The 18,828-nt window shown below is 67.6% G+C and carries 15 protein-coding genes and 1 pseudogene; 4 read left to right on the forward strand and 12 right to left on the reverse strand.

What is annotated here, in order from left to right; translation table 11 throughout:
* Positions 1 to 17 precede the first annotated feature (17 nt).
* The 8 genes from groES to OEX18_05150 form a co-directional block, all read right to left on the reverse strand.
* The gene (gene groES / locus OEX18_05115) at positions 18 to 302 is read right to left on the reverse strand and encodes a co-chaperone GroES (GenBank protein MDH4336641.1); all 285 of its coding nucleotides are present in this window, start codon (positions 300 to 302) and stop codon (positions 18 to 20) included.
* A 221-nt stretch (positions 303 to 523) separates the two neighbouring features.
* Positions 524 to 1,276 carry a type III pantothenate kinase gene (locus OEX18_05120; GenBank protein MDH4336642.1) on the reverse strand — a complete coding sequence of 251 codons (753 nt, stop codon included), beginning with the start codon at positions 1,274 to 1,276 and terminating at the stop codon, positions 524 to 526.
* Complete coding sequence (locus tag OEX18_05125; protein ID MDH4336643.1) at positions 1,273 to 2,079, reverse strand: biotin--[acetyl-CoA-carboxylase] ligase; 807 nt, start codon at positions 2,077 to 2,079, stop codon at positions 1,273 to 1,275. The genes OEX18_05120 and OEX18_05125 overlap by 4 nt, the downstream gene beginning before the upstream one ends.
* Entirely contained in the window at positions 2,079 to 2,972 is an 894-nt protein-coding gene (gene nadC / locus OEX18_05130; GenBank protein ID MDH4336644.1) for a carboxylating nicotinate-nucleotide diphosphorylase, read from the reverse strand. The genes OEX18_05125 and nadC overlap by 1 nt, the downstream gene beginning before the upstream one ends.
* Positions 2,969 to 4,999: an excinuclease ABC subunit UvrB gene (uvrB, locus tag OEX18_05135; protein ID MDH4336645.1), complete on the reverse strand. Its 2,031-nt coding sequence runs from the start codon at positions 4,997 to 4,999 to the stop codon at positions 2,969 to 2,971. The genes nadC and uvrB overlap by 4 nt, the downstream gene beginning before the upstream one ends.
* Before the next feature lie 5 nt (positions 5,000 to 5,004).
* A complete protein-coding gene (locus tag OEX18_05140; protein MDH4336646.1) occupies positions 5,005 to 5,463 on the reverse strand; it encodes a helix-turn-helix domain-containing protein in 459 nt (152 codons plus the stop codon).
* A gap of 40 nt (positions 5,464 to 5,503) precedes the next feature.
* Positions 5,504 to 8,206 (reverse strand): valine--tRNA ligase, encoded by a 2,703-nt coding sequence (locus tag OEX18_05145; protein ID MDH4336647.1) that lies wholly within the window; start codon positions 8,204 to 8,206, stop codon positions 5,504 to 5,506.
* Between the two features lie 84 nt (positions 8,207 to 8,290).
* On the reverse strand, positions 8,291 to 9,058 hold the full coding sequence (locus OEX18_05150) for a hypothetical protein (GenBank protein ID MDH4336648.1): 768 nt from the start codon (positions 9,056 to 9,058) through the stop codon (positions 8,291 to 8,293).
* A gap of 293 nt (positions 9,059 to 9,351) precedes the next feature.
* Here OEX18_05150 and OEX18_05155 point away from each other — a divergent pair, with 293 nt between their 5' ends.
* Both OEX18_05155 and OEX18_05160 read left to right on the forward strand, forming a co-directional pair.
* Positions 9,352 to 10,809 (forward strand): PQQ-dependent sugar dehydrogenase, encoded by a 1,458-nt coding sequence (locus OEX18_05155; protein ID MDH4336649.1) that lies wholly within the window; start codon positions 9,352 to 9,354, stop codon positions 10,807 to 10,809.
* 93 nt (positions 10,810 to 10,902) lie between these two features.
* Positions 10,903 to 11,574 (forward strand): hypothetical protein, encoded by a 672-nt coding sequence (locus tag OEX18_05160; protein MDH4336650.1) that lies wholly within the window; start codon positions 10,903 to 10,905, stop codon positions 11,572 to 11,574.
* 27 nt (positions 11,575 to 11,601) lie between these two features.
* Here OEX18_05160 and OEX18_05165 read toward each other — a convergent pair whose 3' ends face one another.
* The 4 genes and pseudogenes from OEX18_05165 to OEX18_05180 form a co-directional block, all read right to left on the reverse strand.
* Entirely contained in the window at positions 11,602 to 12,438 is an 837-nt protein-coding gene (locus tag OEX18_05165) for a geranylgeranylglycerol-phosphate geranylgeranyltransferase (GenBank protein ID MDH4336651.1), read from the reverse strand.
* A 9-nt stretch (positions 12,439 to 12,447) separates the two neighbouring features.
* Entirely contained in the window at positions 12,448 to 13,998 is a 1,551-nt protein-coding gene (locus tag OEX18_05170) for a capsule assembly Wzi family protein (protein ID MDH4336652.1), read from the reverse strand.
* Between the two features lie 11 nt (positions 13,999 to 14,009).
* The gene (locus tag OEX18_05175) at positions 14,010 to 15,158 is read right to left on the reverse strand and encodes a tetratricopeptide repeat protein (protein MDH4336653.1); all 1,149 of its coding nucleotides are present in this window, start codon (positions 15,156 to 15,158) and stop codon (positions 14,010 to 14,012) included.
* Between the two features lie 1,086 nt (positions 15,159 to 16,244).
* Positions 16,245 to 16,796, reverse strand: a pseudogene (locus OEX18_05180) (ADP-ribosylation factor-like protein).
* Between the two features lie 338 nt (positions 16,797 to 17,134).
* On the opposite strand from OEX18_05180, the gene OEX18_05185 reads away from it, so the two are divergent.
* Together OEX18_05185 and OEX18_05190 are read left to right on the forward strand one after the other, a co-directional pair.
* The gene (locus OEX18_05185; protein ID MDH4336654.1) at positions 17,135 to 18,370 is read left to right on the forward strand and encodes an MFS transporter; all 1,236 of its coding nucleotides are present in this window, start codon (positions 17,135 to 17,137) and stop codon (positions 18,368 to 18,370) included.
* The gene (locus tag OEX18_05190; GenBank protein ID MDH4336655.1) at positions 18,367 to 18,825 is read left to right on the forward strand and encodes a hypothetical protein; all 459 of its coding nucleotides are present in this window, start codon (positions 18,367 to 18,369) and stop codon (positions 18,823 to 18,825) included. The genes OEX18_05185 and OEX18_05190 overlap by 4 nt, the downstream gene beginning before the upstream one ends.
* Positions 18,826 to 18,828: the final 3 nt, after the last annotated feature.

Here is an 18,828-nt window from a genome sequence, read left to right on the forward strand (position 1 = left end):
GTGTTCCGAATGAATGACTAGAGAATGGCGAGGATCTCGTCTTCTTTCATGACGAGATACTTCGCGTCGTCGATGCTGATTTCGTTGCCGGCATACTTGGCAAACAGCACGCGGTCGCCCTTCTTGACTTCGGGCTCCATGCGCTCGCCGCTGTTGGTGCGGCGGCCCTTGCCGACTGCGATGACCTCGCCCTCCTGCGGGCGCTCCTTCGCGGTGTCGGGAATGATGATGCCGCCCTTCTTCTGCTCTTCCTTCTCCAGGAGACGCACGATCACGCGGTCACCGAGTGGAATCATTTTCATGGCCATGGTCCTCTTCCTCCGGGTTGAGTTGCGAATACTCGCCAGTGTTGTGATGATCGGAATTCGTTGCGCGGGAGCGATGCCCCGCCGCCAGATATTAGCACTCACATCATGAGAGTGCTAACAGAGACTAGAATAACCGCGCCGCCAGGGTCTGGCAAGTGAAACTTTTCGTAAAGAGAGGTGGGTAAGCCGGATTTTACTGCTATTATGGCAGTGCGCTAGCGTCTTGACAGTCTATAGATCGTATCGATGCCAATGAGCGTCAGATGAGGGCGCACTCGATAGCTGGAGGGTAGCAGAGAGGCGATTCGGGAGACGCCGCCCCCCGTGACGACCACCGGCAGGCGACGGCCCACCCGGCGCTGGAGCATGGCGACCGCCTCGCGGATTCCCCCCGCCGCCGCCAGCCCCGCGCCCCAGCGCATGGCAAGGTCGGTGCGGTCGATACCGCCCGGGGGGAACGCCCCGGTGCGGAAGTCCACGGCCGGTAGCGCGGCCGTGCCCGCGTGAAGCGCGCCCAGGGCCATATCCGGCCCGGCAAGGATCACGCCGCCGCGGAACACGCGGTCGGTCACCAGATCCACCGTAATCGCCGTGCCCACATCCACCACCACCGCGCCGCTCCCGCGCGTGCCCACCGCGCCCACCGCGGCGCAGATACGGTCGGCGCCGAGGCGCTCCGGATGACGGACGCCGATGCGGACGGGGAGCGGGATGCGGTGGCTGATGCGAAGCGGCGCCTCCCCCGTCGTCCGCCGCAGCGCCGCGGCGATCACGGCATTCACCGCGGGATAGACCGACGAGAATGCGCACGCGCCACGGCGCGCCCCGCCACGCTGGGCCCGCCGCACCGCGGCATCGATGGCACGCGCCGAGGCGGTGCTGGCAACAGCCACCACCGGACCCACCCGGCCGCGGTCCACCACCGCGATCTTGATGGTCGAGTTGCCCGCGTCCGCGCACAGTGTCAACCGATCACCTCCACGGTTTCATTATAAAGGGAGACCACCGAGGCGTCGGAATCGAGTACGACCTGCAGCGCCCCGTCCCCCGCCACACCGGTGACCACGCCGGTCACGCGTCCGCCACCGGACGCGAACGCCACCGGCCGGTTCATCTGCGTCATCCGCGCCTGGTATGAACTCACCAGGGGCGCGAAGCCCTCGCGGCGGAAACGGTCGTAGTACGCCTCGATGGTTCCCAGCACATCGGCGAGCACGAGGGCGCGATCCCACACCACCCCGGTGAGCGTTCGGCACGACGCGGCGGCCGCACGCCATTCCGCGGGCCAGTCGTCCGGGGTGGCGTTCACGTTGATCCCCATGCCCACCACGACGTGGTCCACGCGTCCGGCCGACGCGGCGGACTCGGCAAGAATGCCGGCGATCTTCCCCGCCGCGCCCACGACATCGTTGGGCCACTTCACCATGAGATCCGTGTCGAGCAGTTTCGAGAGTGCCACCGATATCGCGGTGGCGATGGCCAGCGTCACCGCCAGGCTGGCACGCGCGTCGGCCTGCGGGCGCAGAATGACCGAACACATCACGTCGCGCCCCGGCGGGCTGGTCCACGCATGACCGCGCCGCCCACGCCCGCGCGTCTGGTAGTCCGCAACCACGATGGTCCCCTCGGGCTCGCCCGCCCGGGCCAGTTCCAGGGCAACGTCGTTGGTGGACTCCGTTTCGGGGAAGAAATACACGCGCCGGCCCAACCGCGCGGTGGCGAGGTAGCGCGCGAGTTCGGCGGGAAGCGGTCCGGCGGGCGAGGGATTCATCACAGGACATCCAGGCTCATCGACGCCGCGGGCGGCGAGTGGGTCAGCGCACCGACGGAGATGTAGTCGACACCCGGCAGCGCGAATTCACCAATCGTCTCCAGTACGATGCCACCCGACACCTCCACCTCCAGGCGGCGCCCGTCACCCGCGCGGCGCCACGCGCCGATGCGCGCCACCGCCGCGCGAACATCCGCGGGTGCGAAGTTGTCCAGCATGACGCGGTCGATGCGCGCGCTCGCCGGCGACGCCAGCACCGCGTCCAGAAAGTCCGGCGAATCCACCTCGAGCTCGACGAACGCCGCCCGTGGCGCCCGCACGATACGCCCCAGCGCCGCGTCGTGCCCCCCGGCCGCGCGCACGTGGTTTTCCTTGATGAGCACCATGGCGTGCAGGTCGCGGCGGTGGTTGCGCGCGCCGCCACAACGAACCGCGTACTTGTCGAGCTCCCGCCACAACGGAACGGTCTTGCGCGTGTCCAGGATGGTGACACCGGTGCCCGCCACCGCCCGCACGTAGCGCGCGGTGAGCGACGCGATGCCACACATGCGCTGCAGGAAGTTGAGCGCGGTTCGCTCGGCGCAAAGGATCGAGCGCGCGGAACCGTGCAGACTCACCAGGACATCACCGGCGCGGGCACGCGCGCCGTCAGCCAGCGGTGCCTCGAAGGACACACTGGAATCGACCTGCCGGAACACCTCGCGCGCCACGCCGGTTCCCGACACGGCGACTTCGTCCGCCACGCGGATCTCGGCGCGCAGCGGCGCGCCGTCGAGTTCCAGGTACGCGACCGTCGCGTCTTCCCGCGCGGCGTCTTCTTCCAGCGCCGCGCGGACCAGCGCGGTCACGTGCTCCGGCGCAGGGGGTTGCAGGTTCGGCCCAGTGTGGCTCACAGGTCCTCCCCACCACGCCCGCGCCGCCGGCGCGGTGCACGCTCGTCCGCCGCCGCAAGCTGCATGCGCATTTCGTCCAGGCGGTCGCGCAGGCTGGCCGCCTTCTCGAAGTTCATATCGCGGGCCTCGCGCAGCATCTCCGCCTCGATGGCCGCGGCGAGCGCCTCGGTGGGCGCGCCCGCTTCCAGCACCACGTCGGCGCCGTCGCGGCGCCGTGCATCCGCGACCGATGTCGACAGCACGACCTCGTCGAGCGACTTGACGATGCCCCGCGGGGTGATGCCGTGCTCCGCGTTGTACGCCAGCTGCCGGCGGCGGCGGCGGTTGGTCTCCCGCATGGCGCCGCGCATCGAGTCCGTCACGTGGTCGGCGTAGAAGATGACGCGCCCCGACACGTGCCGCGCCGCCCGCCCCGCGGTCTGGATGAGGCTGCGCTCGCTGCGCAGGAACCCCTCCTTGTCGGCGTCACACACCGCCACCAGCGCCACCTCGGGCAGGTCGAGTCCCTCGCGCAGCAGGTTGATGCCCACCAGCACGTCGAACTCGCCCAGGCGCAGGCCGCGCAGAATCTGCACGCGCTCCAGCGCGTCGATGTCGGAGTGCAGGTAGCGCACGCGGATTCCGAGCGATGACAGGTAGTCGGTGAGTTCCTCCGACATGCGCTTGGTGAGCGTGGTCACCAGCACCCGTTCCCCCATGCCCGCGCATACCCGTATCTCCTCCACCAGGTCGTCCACCTGCCCCTCCACCGGGCGCAGGCTGATCTCGGGGTCCACCAGGCCGGTGGGCCGGATCACCTGCTCCACCACCTCGCCGCCGGTGCGCGCCAGTTCCCAGTCGGCCGGGGTCGCGCTCACGTAGATGTAGCGCGGGATCATGCCGTCGAATTCGTCGAACTTCAGGGGACGGTTGTCGAGCGCCGAGGGCAGCCGGAACCCGTGCTCCACCAGGGTGAGCTTGCGCGAACGGTCGCCGTTGTACATGCCGCCCACCTGCGGCACGGTGACGTGCGACTCGTCAATCACGCACACGAAGTCCTGCGGGAAGAAGTCGAGCAGGGTCATGGGACGTTCGCCGGGCCCGCGGCCGGAGAGATGGCGGGCGTAGTTCTCCACACCGCTGCAGTATCCCACCTCCTCCAGCATCTCGCAGTCGTACAGGGTGCGCGATTCGAGCCGCTGCGCCTCCACGTTCTTGCCCAGTTCGCGCAGTTGCACCACGCGCTCCGCCAGCTCCTCGCGGATGGCCTTCACCGCCCGCTTCACTGCGGGCTCCGGGGTGACGAAGTGCTTGGCCGGAAACAGGGTCAGTTCCTCGATGCCGCGCAGCCGCTTGCCGGTGAGCGGGTCGGTGATGGAGAGCGATTCCACCGTGTCACCGAAGAACTCCACGCGAATCGCCTCCTCCTCGTAGGCGGGGCGGATCTCCACCACGTCTCCGCGCACGCGGAAACACCCCCGCGTGAAGGCGGCGTCGTTGCGTTGGTACTGGATGTCGACCAGGCTGCGCAGGAATTCTTCGCGGTTGAGCGCGTCGCCCGCGTGCAGGCGGATGGTCATGGCGCGCACCATCTCCGGCGACCCGAGCCCGTAGATGCACGAAACGCTGGAGACGACGATGACGTCCTGCCGCGTCATGAGCGAGCTGGTGGCGCGCACCCGCAGGCGGTCGATGTCGTCGTTGATGGACGCATCCTTGGCGATATACGTGTTGGTGGACGGCACATAGGCCTCGGGCTGGTAGTAGTCGTAGTAACTCACGAAGTACTCCACGGCATTGTTGGGGAAGAAGCCCTTGAACTCACCGTAGAGCTGTGCCGCCAGCGTCTTGTTGTGGGAAATGACCAGCGCGGGCAGCCCGGTCTGTGCGATCACGTTGGCAATGGTGAAGGTCTTGCCCGACCCGGTGACGCCAAGCAATACCTGGTCGCGCCGCTTCTCGCGCAATCCCGCCACCAGGGCCCGGATGGCCTGCGGCTGATCGCCCGTGGGTTTGTAGTGGGAAACAAGATCGAAGCCGCCCGCCACCGGCTTCACCCGGCCGGCCGCACGGCCTCGACCGGCGCGGCACTCCCCGTCTGTGCGCCCCCCGAACGCCGGCGCTCGCGCACGAGCAGGACGGCGAGAACGATGACCACCACGAGGAGAAGCGGAAAGACGAGCGACTTGAGCAGGCGCGGGGCACCCAGCTTCTCGACATGCAGGGCCTCTTCCACGTCCCACGACGGGCCGCCCCCGGTGCCGCCGCCGCCGCGCTGCCCGACCATGTCCCACAGCTTGCCGCCATCCAGCCCCAGGAACTCCGCGTAGTTGCGCAGGAACCCCTTGAGGTAGGTCTCGCTGGAGAACGCACCGAAGTCGTCCCCCTCCAGCGAGCGGATGGACTGCACCGAGATGCGCGTCTCGCGATTGACCTGCTCGATGGTGAGCTTCTTCTCCTCGCGCGCGGCGCGCAGGAGTTCCCCGACCGTCTTGCCCTGCGAGTTGTCCATAGGTACCGCCTATCCTCCCACGCGCGTCGTCCGCGGTCAATCAGCCGTCGGCCCGCAGCAGCCCGATCGACTCGCGTAGTTTGCCGAGCTCGGTCTCCAGCCGGGCCTGCTTCTCGCGTTCCCGCTCCACCACTTCCGGTTTGGCGCGCGTGACGAAGTTCTCGTTGGCGAGCTTCGCGCTGACCGCGGCGAGATCGCTTTCGACCTTGCCACGCTCGCGCTCCAGCCGCTCGCGTTCGGCGGCGAAGTCCACCACCCCGCGCAGCGGCACCACCACCTCGATGTCGCCGATGGGTGTGGCCGCGTCGCCCTTCTCCTTTTGCACCGCGGGGCCCGCGTCCAGCGAGGCCACGCCCGCCAGGCGCTGGATTCCGTCTTCGGCCTCGCGCAAGAGGGCGGCCCGGTGCTCCGGCGCCTGCACACGCACCGGAATGCGCGCCGCCGGCGCCACCCGGTAGGCGGCGCGGATGTTGCGCACCGAGGTCACCACGTCGCGCAGTAGCCCCATGCGCGCCTCGGCTTCCGCGTCCACGTCCCCGTCGTCGCCGCGCGGGTAGGGCTGTTCGAGCAGGAGCCCGTTCGTCATGGGCAGCACGCTCCAGATCTCCTCGGTCACATAGGGCATCAGCGGGTGCATGAGCTTCACCGACTCACCCAGCACATACAGCAGAACCGCCAGCACGGTGCGGCCATCGCCTTCGCCGTAGAGGCGAACCTTGGCCAGCTCCAGGTACCAGTCACAGAAGTCGTGCCAGAAGAAATCGTACACGCGCGCCGCGGCGTCGTTGAGCCGCCACTCCTCGCACGCCCGGTTGCTGTCGAGCGCGCAGCGCGACAGCGCCGAGAGGATCCAGCGGTCCTCCCAGGCGAGGTCGGGTGTAAAGGCAAGCGAGGAACCGTGCGCCGTGCGCCACGCGGAGACAAACGGTGACCCCTCACCCGCGCCGGGACCGTCCGCGAAGATGGGCGCCGTCTCCTTCTCCACTGCGCTCATCACCAGGCGCGACGCCTGCCAGATCTTGTTGGTGAAATTGCGGCCGATCTCGAGCTTGTCCTCGTCGAAGAACACGTCCTTGCCCGGCGGCGAGAGCATGGACAGCGTGAAGCGGAACGCGTCCGTTCCCCACTTGTCGATGATGTCCAGCGGGTCGGGCGAGTTGCCCAGCGATTTGCTCATCTTGCGCCCCAGGCCGTCGCGCACGATGCCGGTCAGAAACACGTGGCGGAACGGAACCTCGCCCATGAACTCCAGCGAGGCCATGATCATGCGCGCCACCCAGAAGAAGATGATCTCCGAGCCGGTCACCAGCACCGACGTGGGGTGATAGCGTTTCAGGTCCGGCGCGTTCTCGTCCGGCCAACCCATGGGCGAGAAAGTCCACAGCCACGACGAGAACCACGTGTCCAGCACGTCCTCGTCCTGGTGCAGCGCCGTACCGCCACAACCGCCGCAGGCCGACGGGTCCTCGCGCGACACGGTGAAGTGATCGCAGTCGTCGCAGTACCACACCGGGATGCGGTGACCCCACCACAGCTGGCGCGACACGCACCAGTCGCGGATGTTGGTCATCCAGCTCATGTACACGTTGCGCCAGCGCGGCGGATAGAAGGTAATCTCGTCGTTCTCGACCGCGCGCACCGCCGGCTCCGCCAGCGGCTGCATCTTTACGAACCACTGCCGCGACAGCAGCGGTTCGATGACGGTGCCGCAGCGGTCGTGCGTGCCCACCGCGTGGCGGTGGGGTTCGATCTTGACCAGCAGGCCTTCCTTCTCCAGCCGTTCCACCACCCGCTTGCGCGCGGCAAAACGATCCAGCCCCGCGAAGTCCTCACCCGCCTCGCGCGTCATCTTCCCGCTGCGGTCGATGACGATCACCGCGGGCAGACCGTGGCGCCGCGCGATGGCGAAGTCGTTGGGGTCGTGCGCGGGCGTCACCTTGACGAACCCCGAGCCAAACGCCTTGTCCACCGCCTCGTCCGCCACGATGGGCAGTTCGCGCCCCACGATGGGCAGCGTGGCCGTCCGGCCCACCAGCTTCTTCTTGCCGCGGTCGTCCGGGCTCACCGCCACCGCGGTATCGCCCAGCATGGTCTCGGGGCGCGTGGTGGCCACCACCACCTCACCGTGTGCGGACGGGTAACGGATCCACCACAGCTTCGAGTCGCGTTCCTCGTACACGACCTCCTCATCGGAGATGGCGGTCTGGCACGAGGGGCACCAGTTGACGATGTAGTCGCCCCGGTAGATGAGCCCCTTCTCATAGAGGCGCACGAATACCTCGCGCACGGCGCGTGAGCGTGGCTCGTCCAGGGTGAAGGCTTCGCGCGTCCAGTCGAACGCGCAGCCGAGCTGCTTCATCTGTTCGGCGATTCGCGCGTGGTGGTGGTCCTTCCACTTCCAGGCCTGGGCGAGAAATTCTTCGCGCGTCATGTCGGCGCGCGACTTCCCCTCCTTCGCGAGCGCCGTCTCCACCACCTTCTGGGTGGCGATGCCCGCGTGGTCGGTGCCGGGAATCCACAGCGTGTTGTAACCGGACATGCGCTTCCAGCGGATGAGCTGGTCCTGCACGGTGTCGCCGAGGATGTGTCCGACGTGGAGGACGCCGGTCACGTTGGGTGGCGGGAGGATGATGACGAACGGCTCCCGGTCGGAGTCGTCGTCGGGCGGGAAGATGCCGCGCGAGTCCCACTCCCGGTTCCATCGCGCGCGCGCGCCGGCCGGATCGAAGTGTTTTTCCATCATGGAGTCCGGGATTCGATGACAGAACCCCTTGGAGCACGGGAAGATAGCACCTCAGGCGCGCGGCGGTCAACCATGCTGGCGGCGCTACTCCCCACAGACCACCGCGAGTGCGGTGTGATCCGGGTTCACCGCGAGACGCGTCGCCGTGGGCGCACCCCACTCGCGCACATCGGCGACGCGTTCCCAGGCGCCGCCTGACAGCGGCCGCGCCGCAAAGATTTCGCCGCCGCCGCTCGCGAGCAGCACGTCGCCTATCCAGACCGCATCCTGGCCCTCCGCCGGCGCGTCGATGAGCCAGGCGGGTTGCGCCGCACCGTCCGGCAGGCGGAAGAAGCGGTACGCGTCATCCGCGCTGCGCATGGTGAAGGCCAGATCGCGGGTCCCGGGCACGCGGCGGATGAAGCGCCCGATGTCCCGTGCGCGCACCGTCTCCCGCTGCGAGGCCACGTCGACCGTGCGCAAGGTGTGCGGCTCCCCCACCACGAACACCGCAACCGTGGCGGCGTCGATCCATTCGAAATATCCCACCGAATCGACACCCGCCATGACCAGCCGCGGGTTGCCGCCGTCCGAGTCGAAGCACCACAGGCGCTGGGTGCTGTCCGCCTCCACGCGCACCGTGCAGAACCCGCCGCCGTCCGGCATCGGCGTCGGCGAATACTCGCTCTCCGGCGTGCGCGTCACCCTCACCGCCGCGCCGGAACCGGCGTCCCGGCGCCAGACATCAGTGCCGGTGCTGTCTCCGGCAACGTAGAGGAACGATCCCGACGACACGAAGGCGGGCTGGTTGTCGTAACCGGGCCGCCGGGTGGCGTTGACCCCGACCCCCACCCGCACCGCTCCGTCGTCCACGGTCAGCGGGGCAAGCCATATGTCGGAGCCCGGGAGTTGCGCGACAAGGGGTGCCGGCAGAAGGATTATCCACAATGCGAAACAAAGTGAGATAAGCATCGTAACGAACTGTTTATATGCCATATACAACGTCACACCCCCGGCACAAAAAGTGGGTTTTCCACCGTCCGCCGGTTGACCCCCCGGCAGGCTCCCCATTATAATGGGGAACCCCGGTTATCCAACGGGAAACACGCCCGTCGCCGTCCCTGACACAACTTTCGTCGCCTGGGCCGCCATTCGATCGCTCAACCATGCGCCACCTGCTGCAGCTGCTCTGCCTTGCCCTGATACTGGCTCCCACCGCGGGCCTCGCCGGGGACTATCAGCTCGAGAACGCATTCCCCTACCTCTCGTTCGCCTTCCCGACCGACATCCAGTCCGCCCCCGACGGCAGCAACCGGGTCTTCGTGGTCGAGAAGGGGGGCGTGATCAAGGTCTTCCCGAAGAAGTTCGAGGTGCAGCCGGGCGAGGTGACGGAGTTTCTCAATCTCGTCGGCAAGGTAAGGGCGTCGGGTGAAGCCGGTGCACTGGGGCTGGCGTTCCACCCCCAGTACGCGAGCAACGGCACGTTCTTCGTGTTCTTCGTCTCGGACTATCCGTACCGCTGCACCGTCGCGCGCTACCAGGTGAGCGCTGACCCCGACGTGGCGGACGAGTCCACCGAAACCATCCTCCTCGAGGCGCCCAAGGCGGGTGTGTGGCACAACGGCGGGCAGATTGCCTTCGGCCCCGACGGGTATCTCTACGTCGGCCTCGGAGAGGACCAGGTCGGCGAGTACGCCCAGGATCTGTCCGACCTGCGCGGATCGATTCTGCGCATCGACGTGGACGTGCCCGCGGCCCCGCCGGGCGGCATCGCCACCCACTACGAGATCCCCGCGGACAACCCGTTCGCCGGCAACGCGCAGGGCTACCGCGAGGAGATATTTGCGTACGGCTTCCGCAACCCGTGGCGTTTTTCGGTGGATCCGCTGAGCGGAGAGCTGTGGGTGGCGGACGTGGGCGAGGACACGTGGGAGGAGATCAACCGCGTGACCCCGGGCAGGAACTACGGGTGGCCGTACATGGAAGGCCCCGACTGCCTCGATCAGGGACAGTGCAACGCGCAGGGCGCCGCGCTCGTCGCGCCCTTCTACGCGTATGACCACAGTGAGGGCATCGCGGTGATCGGCGGCCACCGCTACTGGGGCCCGCGCCTGCCGGAACTCGCCGGCCTGTACGTGTTCGCCGACTACACCGGGGGCGTGGTGTGGGGGCTGCGCTTCGACGGCGCCGGACCGCCGGAACGTTTCGAGCTGGTCACGGGCGCGCCCAACCTGCTCACCTTCGGGGTGGGACCGACGCGGGAACTCTACGTGGCGTCCATCGACGGCTCCATCTACCAGCTCGCGCGAACCGTCACCGCCGTGGGCGACCGCCCCCATCCCGCCGCAAGCCGTCTGCTGGGCAACGTCCCCAACCCCTTCAACCCGGCCACCACCATCCGCTTCGCGCTCGCAGCCGCGGGCCGGGTGGAGATTGACATCTTCGCAGCCGGCGGCGAACACGTCCGCCGCGTGGTGGCAGAGGATCGCGCCGCGGGCCCGAACACGGCGGCGTGGCGCGGCGACACCGAGCACGGAACCCGGGCGGCGAGCGGCGTGTATATCGTTCGGCTCCGCGTCGATGGGGTGGCGGTGGACACGCAGCGCATGGTGCTGTTGAAGTAACGCGTCCCCCACTCGGGCGTTGACAGGCAGCGCCCGCGCGGGACAGAATCGAACGCACCCGCCCCGAGACATCCCCTGTGAAAGGTGAACGAGATGAGTTTCACGCGCACGACCATTGTCAGTCTTCTCGTTGCCGCCACCCTGATGACGACTGCGGCGCGGGCACTCGCGGTTCGTACCATCACCCGCCCGCTGCTGCTCAACCGTACCGCGGTTTCGGGGTACGCCGGAGCGGCACTTCCGGTGGGTGAGTTCTCGGATTCGCGCGAGGGCTACGGCAACCACACCAGCCAGGTCTTCGACTGGCCGCCGGATGAATGGGCGGTGGAGATCGAGTACTTCGCCGGGCGCACCTGGTCAATCGGCTTCAGCTACGCCGCTTCCACCTTCCAGGACAAGGACGACGCAACGCTGGAGACCGCTCTCGACACGTACTCGGGTTTCATTCGCGTGGTGGTGCCAACCGCCTTCCCGATCCGTCCCTACCTGCGCGCCGGCATGGGCGGCGTCACCCTCGAGTTCCTGGATCCGGAGGCGCGCTACAAGGCCGACTCCGCGTTTTCATTCCAGGTGGGTGGCGGCCTGATCTGGCTGCCGATGCGCTGGCTCGGGCTGAACGCGCAGGCGCTGTACTACGACGGCTCTACCTACGACTCGTACGTGGACGGTTTCTACGATTCGAATGGCTACCCGGTGGCGACCATCGTCGGCTTCGACGTGCAGTACTGGTCGTTCACCGGAGGCGTAAGCCTGTTCTTCCCCTGATCACGGCGCGCGTGCGGCGCCGGTCGGTCAGACGCCCAGCGCGATGGCGAGAATCCCGGCGAACATGGCGAGTTTGAGCGCACGGCTGACGCGGCCGAACACACGGCGCTCCGGCCGGCGCACCACCGCGAGCGCGCCCAGTATGAGCACCGGCGCCACCAGCACCTCCATGGCCAGGAAATAGCGGAGTCCGTACAGCCCCGCCAGCGCCGGCAGCGGCACCAGCACGGCCAAGAGCAGCATGGCCCCGGCCGCGACCCGCGCGGCCCGCTCCGGACCGGAGACCACCGCGAGGGTGCGCACACCCGCGTCGCGATCCCCTTCCAGGTCCTCACCCCCCTTGATCATCTCCCGGCACATCACGAACGCAAACGCGATCGCCATCGGGATCACGGCCGCGCCCGGCCAGTCCGCCGCCATGGCGCCGGCCAGAAACGCGCTCGCCGAGACCAGCGCCACGGTCACGTTGCCGGCAATCCAGGTGCGCTTGAGCACGCGCGCGTACGCGAACAGCGCCAGCTGCCACACCAGGGCCAGCACCAGCAACGGTTGCGGCAGTGCGATTGCCGCGAGCAGCGTGGTGGCGACGACGAGCACCGCGTACCACACCCGCGCCGCGCGCGGCGACAGGCGCCCCGACGGCAGCGGACGCCGCGGCTTGTTCACCCGGTCGATGGCGAAGTCGTAGTAGTCGTTGATCACATTGCCGGCGCCGGTGGCCAGTGCCGCCACCAGCGCGACCACCATCACGCGCGCGGATGCGGTCCCCGCCGCGACGTAGTACCCCGCCACCACACCGAGGCCGGCGGCGAGCATGTTGTGCGGTCGGATGATCTCCAGGAGTGCGAGGAAGCCGCGACGCATGCGCCCAGACTACGGGAAGTCCCAGCGAATCTCCACCCGGAACGCGTCGGTGGATTCGTCGGCGCCCTCGACGTGGTCACGGTTGTCGGACGACGCGTGCGCGTAAGCCGCCTCGAGCCAGCTGTTGCCGGCGAGTTCCCAGCGCGCGCCCACCTCGAACCCGAGCGACTTCTGCACCACACCCGATGGGAACGGCGGATCGGGATCGTCCACGCCCAGTTCGAACGCGCGGATCGGATTGCCCTCCCCCAGCCGGCCGCCGAACGCGGCCAGACTCACGCGCAGGTTGGCGCGCGGGTACACGTCGGCAGCGACGCGCCACGCGTCGGCGTCGCCCCCCGGCACACCACCCAGCAGCACGTCGCCCCCGGCGATCTCGCCCGCACCGCTCACGTACACCGAAAGCGAGTCGTCGTGCGAGTAGGTGTACACGTCCGCGCGGCGGTAACTGCCGCTCAGCGCGAGCCCCAGCGGCCGCGCGGGCACGAAGCGGAATCCCGCCTCCCAGGCGAGCTTGTCGGGGTAGCCGTCCTCGCGCTCGTACTGCAGGTCGTCGATCAGGAAACTGCCGTACACCGTCAGGTGGTCGAACAAACTGGTCTTGGCGTCCAGACACCACAGAATATTGTCGGCGTTGGTGCGCTCGTTGAACTGGTTGGCGTAAAGCGACGCAAACGGGAGCACGTACATCCAGTCCGGCCCGCGGCCGCCGTAGGTGACCGTCTCGCTCATGCCCACCACCGTGCGGCCGAAGGTCCCCTCCAGGCGGTGCCCCACCAGGTAGCGCTCCGGATCCGGAAACAGCTGGCCGAAGAAGGCATCGAAGCGGAACATCTTGAACACGATGCGCGTGCTCATCTGATCCAAGGAGTAGCGCTCGCCCGGCACCACCAGTCCGGCGTCCGCGGACGGCCCCCAATCGATGTAGTCGCGCCCCACCAGCACCTGAACCTGATCCCATGCCGCGACGACGTAGGAGCGGTCGAACAGCGACGTCAGCCCCTTGAAGCTCTTCTCGCGGCGCGACGGCTTCTGGTTGCGCGCGCGGTCGCCGCTCTCGGGGCCGAAGAGAAACCGGTAGCGCACGTCGTAGGTGACGCGCGCCCCCAGATGCACGCGGAACTCCGGGTCCGAGCCGATGTACGCCTCCACCTCGTCGCCGTACAGCGCCTGCTGCACGTAGGGGTGCACGTCGAGGTCGCCCTCCACCGCCACGCTGCGATCCTCAGCGTACCACGCGCGGTCGTAACGGGTGCGCGGGTCGGGGAGTTCCTCGCCTTCGCCGAACTCGCGTATCAACCGGTCGAGCTGGTAACGGTCGCGCGCGGAGAGATCCGCGCCGGCCGCGACCACGCGGATGCGGCCCACGATGGCGGCGAACTCGTGGCGCGAGAACGGCCGGTCCTCCGGGAGCACGCACAGGCCCAGCGTCTCGAAACGCTCGATGGCGCGATAGCTCCAGTTGTCGGTGGGAATGCGTTCGTTGCCCTGTGCGCGCGCCGGGACGGCTGCGATCATGACGACCGCGACCGCGATGACCACCCGGATCGCGGGGCGCACGGGCTCCGCTCCTAGGCGACGCGGCTGCGACTGCCGTGCAACCGGGCGTCGGCGGCGCGGTAGCTCTCCCGCGCCTCGTCGCGCATGTCGGCGCGATCGTACACCATGCCCAGCGCGTAGAACGCGCGGTGGTCGTCGGGCGTGAGTTCGGTGACGCGCTTGAGCGGCGGGATGGCGCGCGTGGGCTGGTTCATGTGGTTGTAGCACATCCCGATGTGATACAGGATGCCGACGTGGTCCGGGTTGGACTTCAGCGCCACCTGCAACATCTTGACCGCCTTCTCATAGAGACCTTTGCGGTAGAAGATCATGCCCACGAAGAACTGCGCATCGATGTGGCTCGATGCGAGCTTGATGGTACGACGGAACGACTCGAGCGCGCCGTCCAGATCGCCCTGCTCGTACAGGGCGATACCGAGGTTGTAGTTGGCTTCCACGCTGTCCGGCGCCAGGCGCAGCGCGTGCCGGAACTCACGCACCGCCTCGTCGTGACTGCCGTGTTCTCCGTAGAGCGCGCCAAGGTTGAAGTGCGCCTCCGCACTCATCGGATTGAACTGCAGCGCGCGGCGGAACAGCCGGATGGCCTGATCCCCGTCGCCGCGAAGATCCAGCAGATAACCCAGGTTGGTGTACGCCCGCGCGTGCCCCCGATCCAGCGCGATCGCCCGCCGGTAGCTCTCCTCCGCCTCGTTGTAGCGCTCGGCACGCGCCAGCGTGACACCCATGCGGTAGTGGCACTCGGCGTTCTCGGGCTCGAGCTCGATGGCCCGGCGGTGCGTGCGCAGCGCGTCCTCCACGCGGCCCAGCCGGTCGTAGATACGCCCCAGCGAGTAATACGCAAGCGCGCTGGCGGGCTGCGCCCCCACCAGCCGCTCGAAGTTGTCGCGGGCCGTGTCCAGCTCTCCCGCGTCGGCAAGAAACTGCCCCACGGCCTGGCGCAATGACGGGGAGATGGGCTCCGCCACCAGCCGGCGCACCACCGCGGTGGCGTCCGCCCGGCGTCCCTGCTCCCAGGCGGCCTGAGCCGCCTCGAAGCGCTCGCCCGCGTCCCGGGCCGGCTCGGCGCCACGGCGCCCGATCAACGGAATGCGGGAGGGCTTGTTGGAACGGTCGGCACGCAGCACAGATTCCTCCTCGAGGGACCAAAAACGGTCGAACATGCGAAAAATCAACGGGATCGGTGACCCGGGCGTCACCGTAGTATAGCCAGAAAAAACCTGTCAAGAATTATTGGGGATTGTGCAACTGAAGAGACGGAAGGGGTTTTGCCTGGTTATCCACAGGCCGGGCCGAGGAGCCCTCCGGGCAGCTTCCCGGGCCACGCACAGGGGTGGTAACGCGCCCGGGGCCCCGCGAGGGGAGAATCAGTCGTGGTCGCCCTCGTCCTCGACTTCCACGTCGACCACGACACGGATGGACGAGGAGCGCTCGAGCTGCGCCCGCGAAATGTACACGGTGGCATGCAGTTCCTCGACGATGGGAATGCTCACCATCGAGCGCGTGGTCGGGCGCCCGGCGGCCGGCTTCGCGGCGGCGGCCGGCGGCGTGGCCGGTGGCTCTTCCCTGGGGGCGGCGCGCTTGAACACCGGCGACGTGGGCGCCGCTGCGGGCGGTGCCTTTGGCGCGGGCTCGCGGCGCGGGGTGTGGCGCATGGGATCGGTGACGAACTCGCCCGGGCCCTCGTCTCGCGCCGTGTCGGATGCCGCGGACGCCTCGTCGAGCGACGGCAGGCGGCCGAGTGCCTCGTCAAACCCGGAATTGGGAATCGCCTCGAACAGGTCGTCAGGGTCGGCGGCGGTCCTGGATGCGGGTTTCGCTGGCGGGGCCGGCGGCGTGCTGGTGCGCGGGGCCGCGGGCTTCGCGGCAACCGGCTTCGCGGGCGCACCCCCGTGGCCGGGCGACTCACGCAACGCGAAATCGATGGCGTGATCCACCTCGTGCTCGTGCTCGATCTCCCCGTCCTCCGGCTGCGGGGACATCGCGGGCTTTCCGGGCCCCGCGAACACCTCGGCAAACTCGGGTGCCGGCTTCGGCGCCGGTGCGGGCCGGGGCGGCTCCGGTTTTGGCGCCGGAGCGGCGCGGGGCGGTTGCGGTTTCGGGGCCGGAGCGGCGGGCCGGGGCGCTGCCGCGGGCTGCGAAGGCGGCGTCACGATTTCCGCGGGCGTCTCCGCGGCCGGTTCCGGCACTGCAAGCCCGGCGGCTTCCTCGCGGTCCAGGCGCTCCTTGAGCACCCCGTAGACCCTGGTGGAGATCCCGTGCAGGGTCTCGTAGACACCGGTACCCAGCGTGGCCACCGCCTCGTAGGTGGTCACGCGCAGTGGGTTGAGTTTCGCGTCCAGCTCCTCGACCGTCATCGCGTCGGGAATGTCACGCTTGTTGTACTGGATCACCCAGGGAATCTCGTCCAGCGTCAACCCGTGCTCGTTGAGATTCTGTTCGAGGTTCTTCAGACTTTCGAGGTTCTCATCGAGCTTTGCGCGCGACGAGTCCGCAACGAACACAACCGCGTCCACGCCCTTGAGCACGAGCTTGCGCGTGGCGTTGTAGTACACCTGGCCGGGAACGGTGTAGAGCAGGAACCGCGTGCGGTACCCGTTGATGTCACCCAGTTCCAGGGGAAGGAAGTCGAAGAAAAGCGTGCGGTCGGTCTGGGTCTTCATAGAGACCATCTTGCCCTTGGCCGACTCGGGTGCCTTCTCGTGGATATACTCCAGATTCGTGGTCTTGCCACTCACCCCGGGACCGTAATAAACGATCTTGGCGTTGATCTCGCCGCCTGTGTAATTCAGCACGACCATGTTCGTCGCGTCCTTCCCGCCAGCTTGCGCGTCAATGTTGCTCGAAGTCGAGTTTGCCGCGAGTCTTGTCGCCGGAGCGGCCCACAGAAAAGTGCACTTGCTGCATGAGGCCAGGGTGAGAAAGCTCAAGCGCCTCTGTGATTTGGCCGCCCCGGCTTGGCGAAGAGGGCAAGTAACATGCCAACCATCACCCTCCCTTGCCCACACAACGCCAGTATCCACATGCGGTTGGGTCCGGCGGCCCCAACCGGGCGGGTCGCGGCCGCCGCCCGGGGTGCAATATGCTGCCGCGCTTGCAAAACGAGGAATGCAGCGACTACCATCGCAGCCTTCTCCCCATGAAGTCGAAACGTCGTGATGCCACGCTCCTCCTCTTCGGCGCAGTCCAGCTGACCGCCCTGTCCGCGGACCGTCTCAAACAGTTCTCCCTGATCGGCATGCTGGGCCTGCTGGCGCCGGGTTCGAGCGTGGAGTTGCTCAAGCTCACCCTCTTCATGCAGGTGCCGATCCTGCTGCTGACGCCACTGGCCGGCACGCTGATCGACCGCTGGCACAAGCCGGTCACGATACTCATCGTATCGCTTGCCCGCGCCGTGATCCTGCTCGCGGTACCGGCCGCGTTCCTGCGTACCGGCTCGATCTACACGCTCTATGCGGCCGCATGCCTGCTCTCAATGTTCGACCTGGTGTTTGCGCCCACCCGATCCGCACTGTTGCCCGAGATCGTGCCGCACGAACGTTTGCTGTCGGCCAACGCGGTCTTCTGGGCCCTCGGCATCGGGGGTACGCTGGCGGGGTTCCTGGTGGGTGGCTGGTTGTTCGACTACCACTCGTGGATAACGAGCTTCTACACCGACGCACTCCTGTACGTGGCGGCGGCGGTGCTCATGGTTCCAATCGTGTTCGCACACCGTCCCGCGCTGCAGGCGGTTCGGATTCCAGACGATCCGGTGCGCAGCGAGTTCCGTCTCTTCACCCGGTCCATCTCGGACGCGCTAAACCTGCTGCGCCAGAGCCGCGATATCCGCGCCAGCCTGGTGGCCCAGGCCGGGTTGTTCGCGGTGGGCGGGGCGCTCAGCATCGTGGGCATCGCGCGCATCCAGGAGGTCTCGCCCCCCGGCAAGACCCTCTTCCTCTCCCAGGTGGGCGCCGCGTTCATCGTGGGTCTCATCCTGGGCTCGGCCATCATCGGGATGTTCCGAAACCGCGTCATCGCCGACCGGACCGTGTCCGTGGGCACACTCCTGTGCGGGGTCGCCATTGCCGGGCTGGGGCGGGCCGAATCGCTCATTCCCATGGGCATCTGGGCGGTGCTGCTGGGCGGCGCACTCTCCCCCGTGTTCATCGTCACCGAGACCCTCATGCAGAGCCAGAGCCCGCCCCAGTTTACCGGGCGTGTCTTTGCCGCGCGCGAGGCGCTCATAAAAGCCACCTATATAGCGACCGCCATCATCGCCACGGTGATCAACGCCTTCGTCTCCAAGACCGCCATCCTGGTGGGATTGGGCCTGTTTCTTGCACTGTTCGGCGTCATCCTCGAACGCACTCAATGGCTCAAGGTGGAGAAATCATGAAGAACCGCAATACCTCTTCGGGCGTCGTCGAGAAGATGATGAAGGAGATGTTCGCCCGGCTGCTGAACATAGAGGTCAGCCAGTCGGTGCTGGACAAGCTCGTACCGGTTATCGAAGGCGTAACCGAAAAGGTGGACGGCCAGATCGACCTGGACACGGTCCAGGGGCAGAACACGTTCCGCGCGCTCATCTGCAGCATGGTTGCGCACGGATGGGGCCTGGGAATGCATCCCGACAACAACCCCAACGCCAACCTCGACGGCAAGACCCTCGAGGTCAAGGCGTGCAAGGACATCCTCGTACCCATGGAAACGATGAAGTCGATTCGCTACGTGAAGAAGGACCAGTACGGCCGTGTGCGCAAGGCCCTGTTCGAGCCGGATCAGAACGCGCGCATCTGGGGATCCATCGACGACATGCTCGAGAAGCTCGCGCGCGAGAAGTGGCAGGAGTAGCCG

This window comes from Candidatus Krumholzibacteriia bacterium (genome assembly GCA_029865265.1).
GTDB lineage: Bacteria > Krumholzibacteriota > Krumholzibacteriia > WVZY01 > JAKEHA01 > JAKEHA01.

Coding starts and splice junctions, on each gene's coding strand:
- groES (MDH4336641.1), bottom strand. CDS start 302: ATGAAAATGATTCCACTCGGTGACCGCGTGATCGTGCGTCTCCTGGAG.
- OEX18_05125 (MDH4336643.1), bottom strand. CDS start 2,079: ATGAATCCCTCGCCCGCCGGACCGCTTCCCGCCGAACTCGCGCGCTAC.
- OEX18_05140 (MDH4336646.1), bottom strand. CDS start 5,463: ATGGACAACTCGCAGGGCAAGACGGTCGGGGAACTCCTGCGCGCCGCG.
- OEX18_05145 (MDH4336647.1), bottom strand. CDS start 8,206: ATGATGGAAAAACACTTCGATCCGGCCGGCGCGCGCGCGCGATGGAAC.
- OEX18_05155 (MDH4336649.1), top strand. CDS start 9,352: ATGCGCCACCTGCTGCAGCTGCTCTGCCTTGCCCTGATACTGGCTCCC.
- OEX18_05160 (MDH4336650.1), top strand. CDS start 10,903: ATGAGTTTCACGCGCACGACCATTGTCAGTCTTCTCGTTGCCGCCACC.
- OEX18_05165 (MDH4336651.1), bottom strand. CDS start 12,438: ATGCGTCGCGGCTTCCTCGCACTCCTGGAGATCATCCGACCGCACAAC.
- OEX18_05175 (MDH4336653.1), bottom strand. CDS start 15,158: ATGTTCGACCGTTTTTGGTCCCTCGAGGAGGAATCTGTGCTGCGTGCC.
- OEX18_05185 (MDH4336654.1), top strand. CDS start 17,135: ATGAAGTCGAAACGTCGTGATGCCACGCTCCTCCTCTTCGGCGCAGTC.
- OEX18_05190 (MDH4336655.1), top strand. CDS start 18,367: ATGAAGAACCGCAATACCTCTTCGGGCGTCGTCGAGAAGATGATGAAG.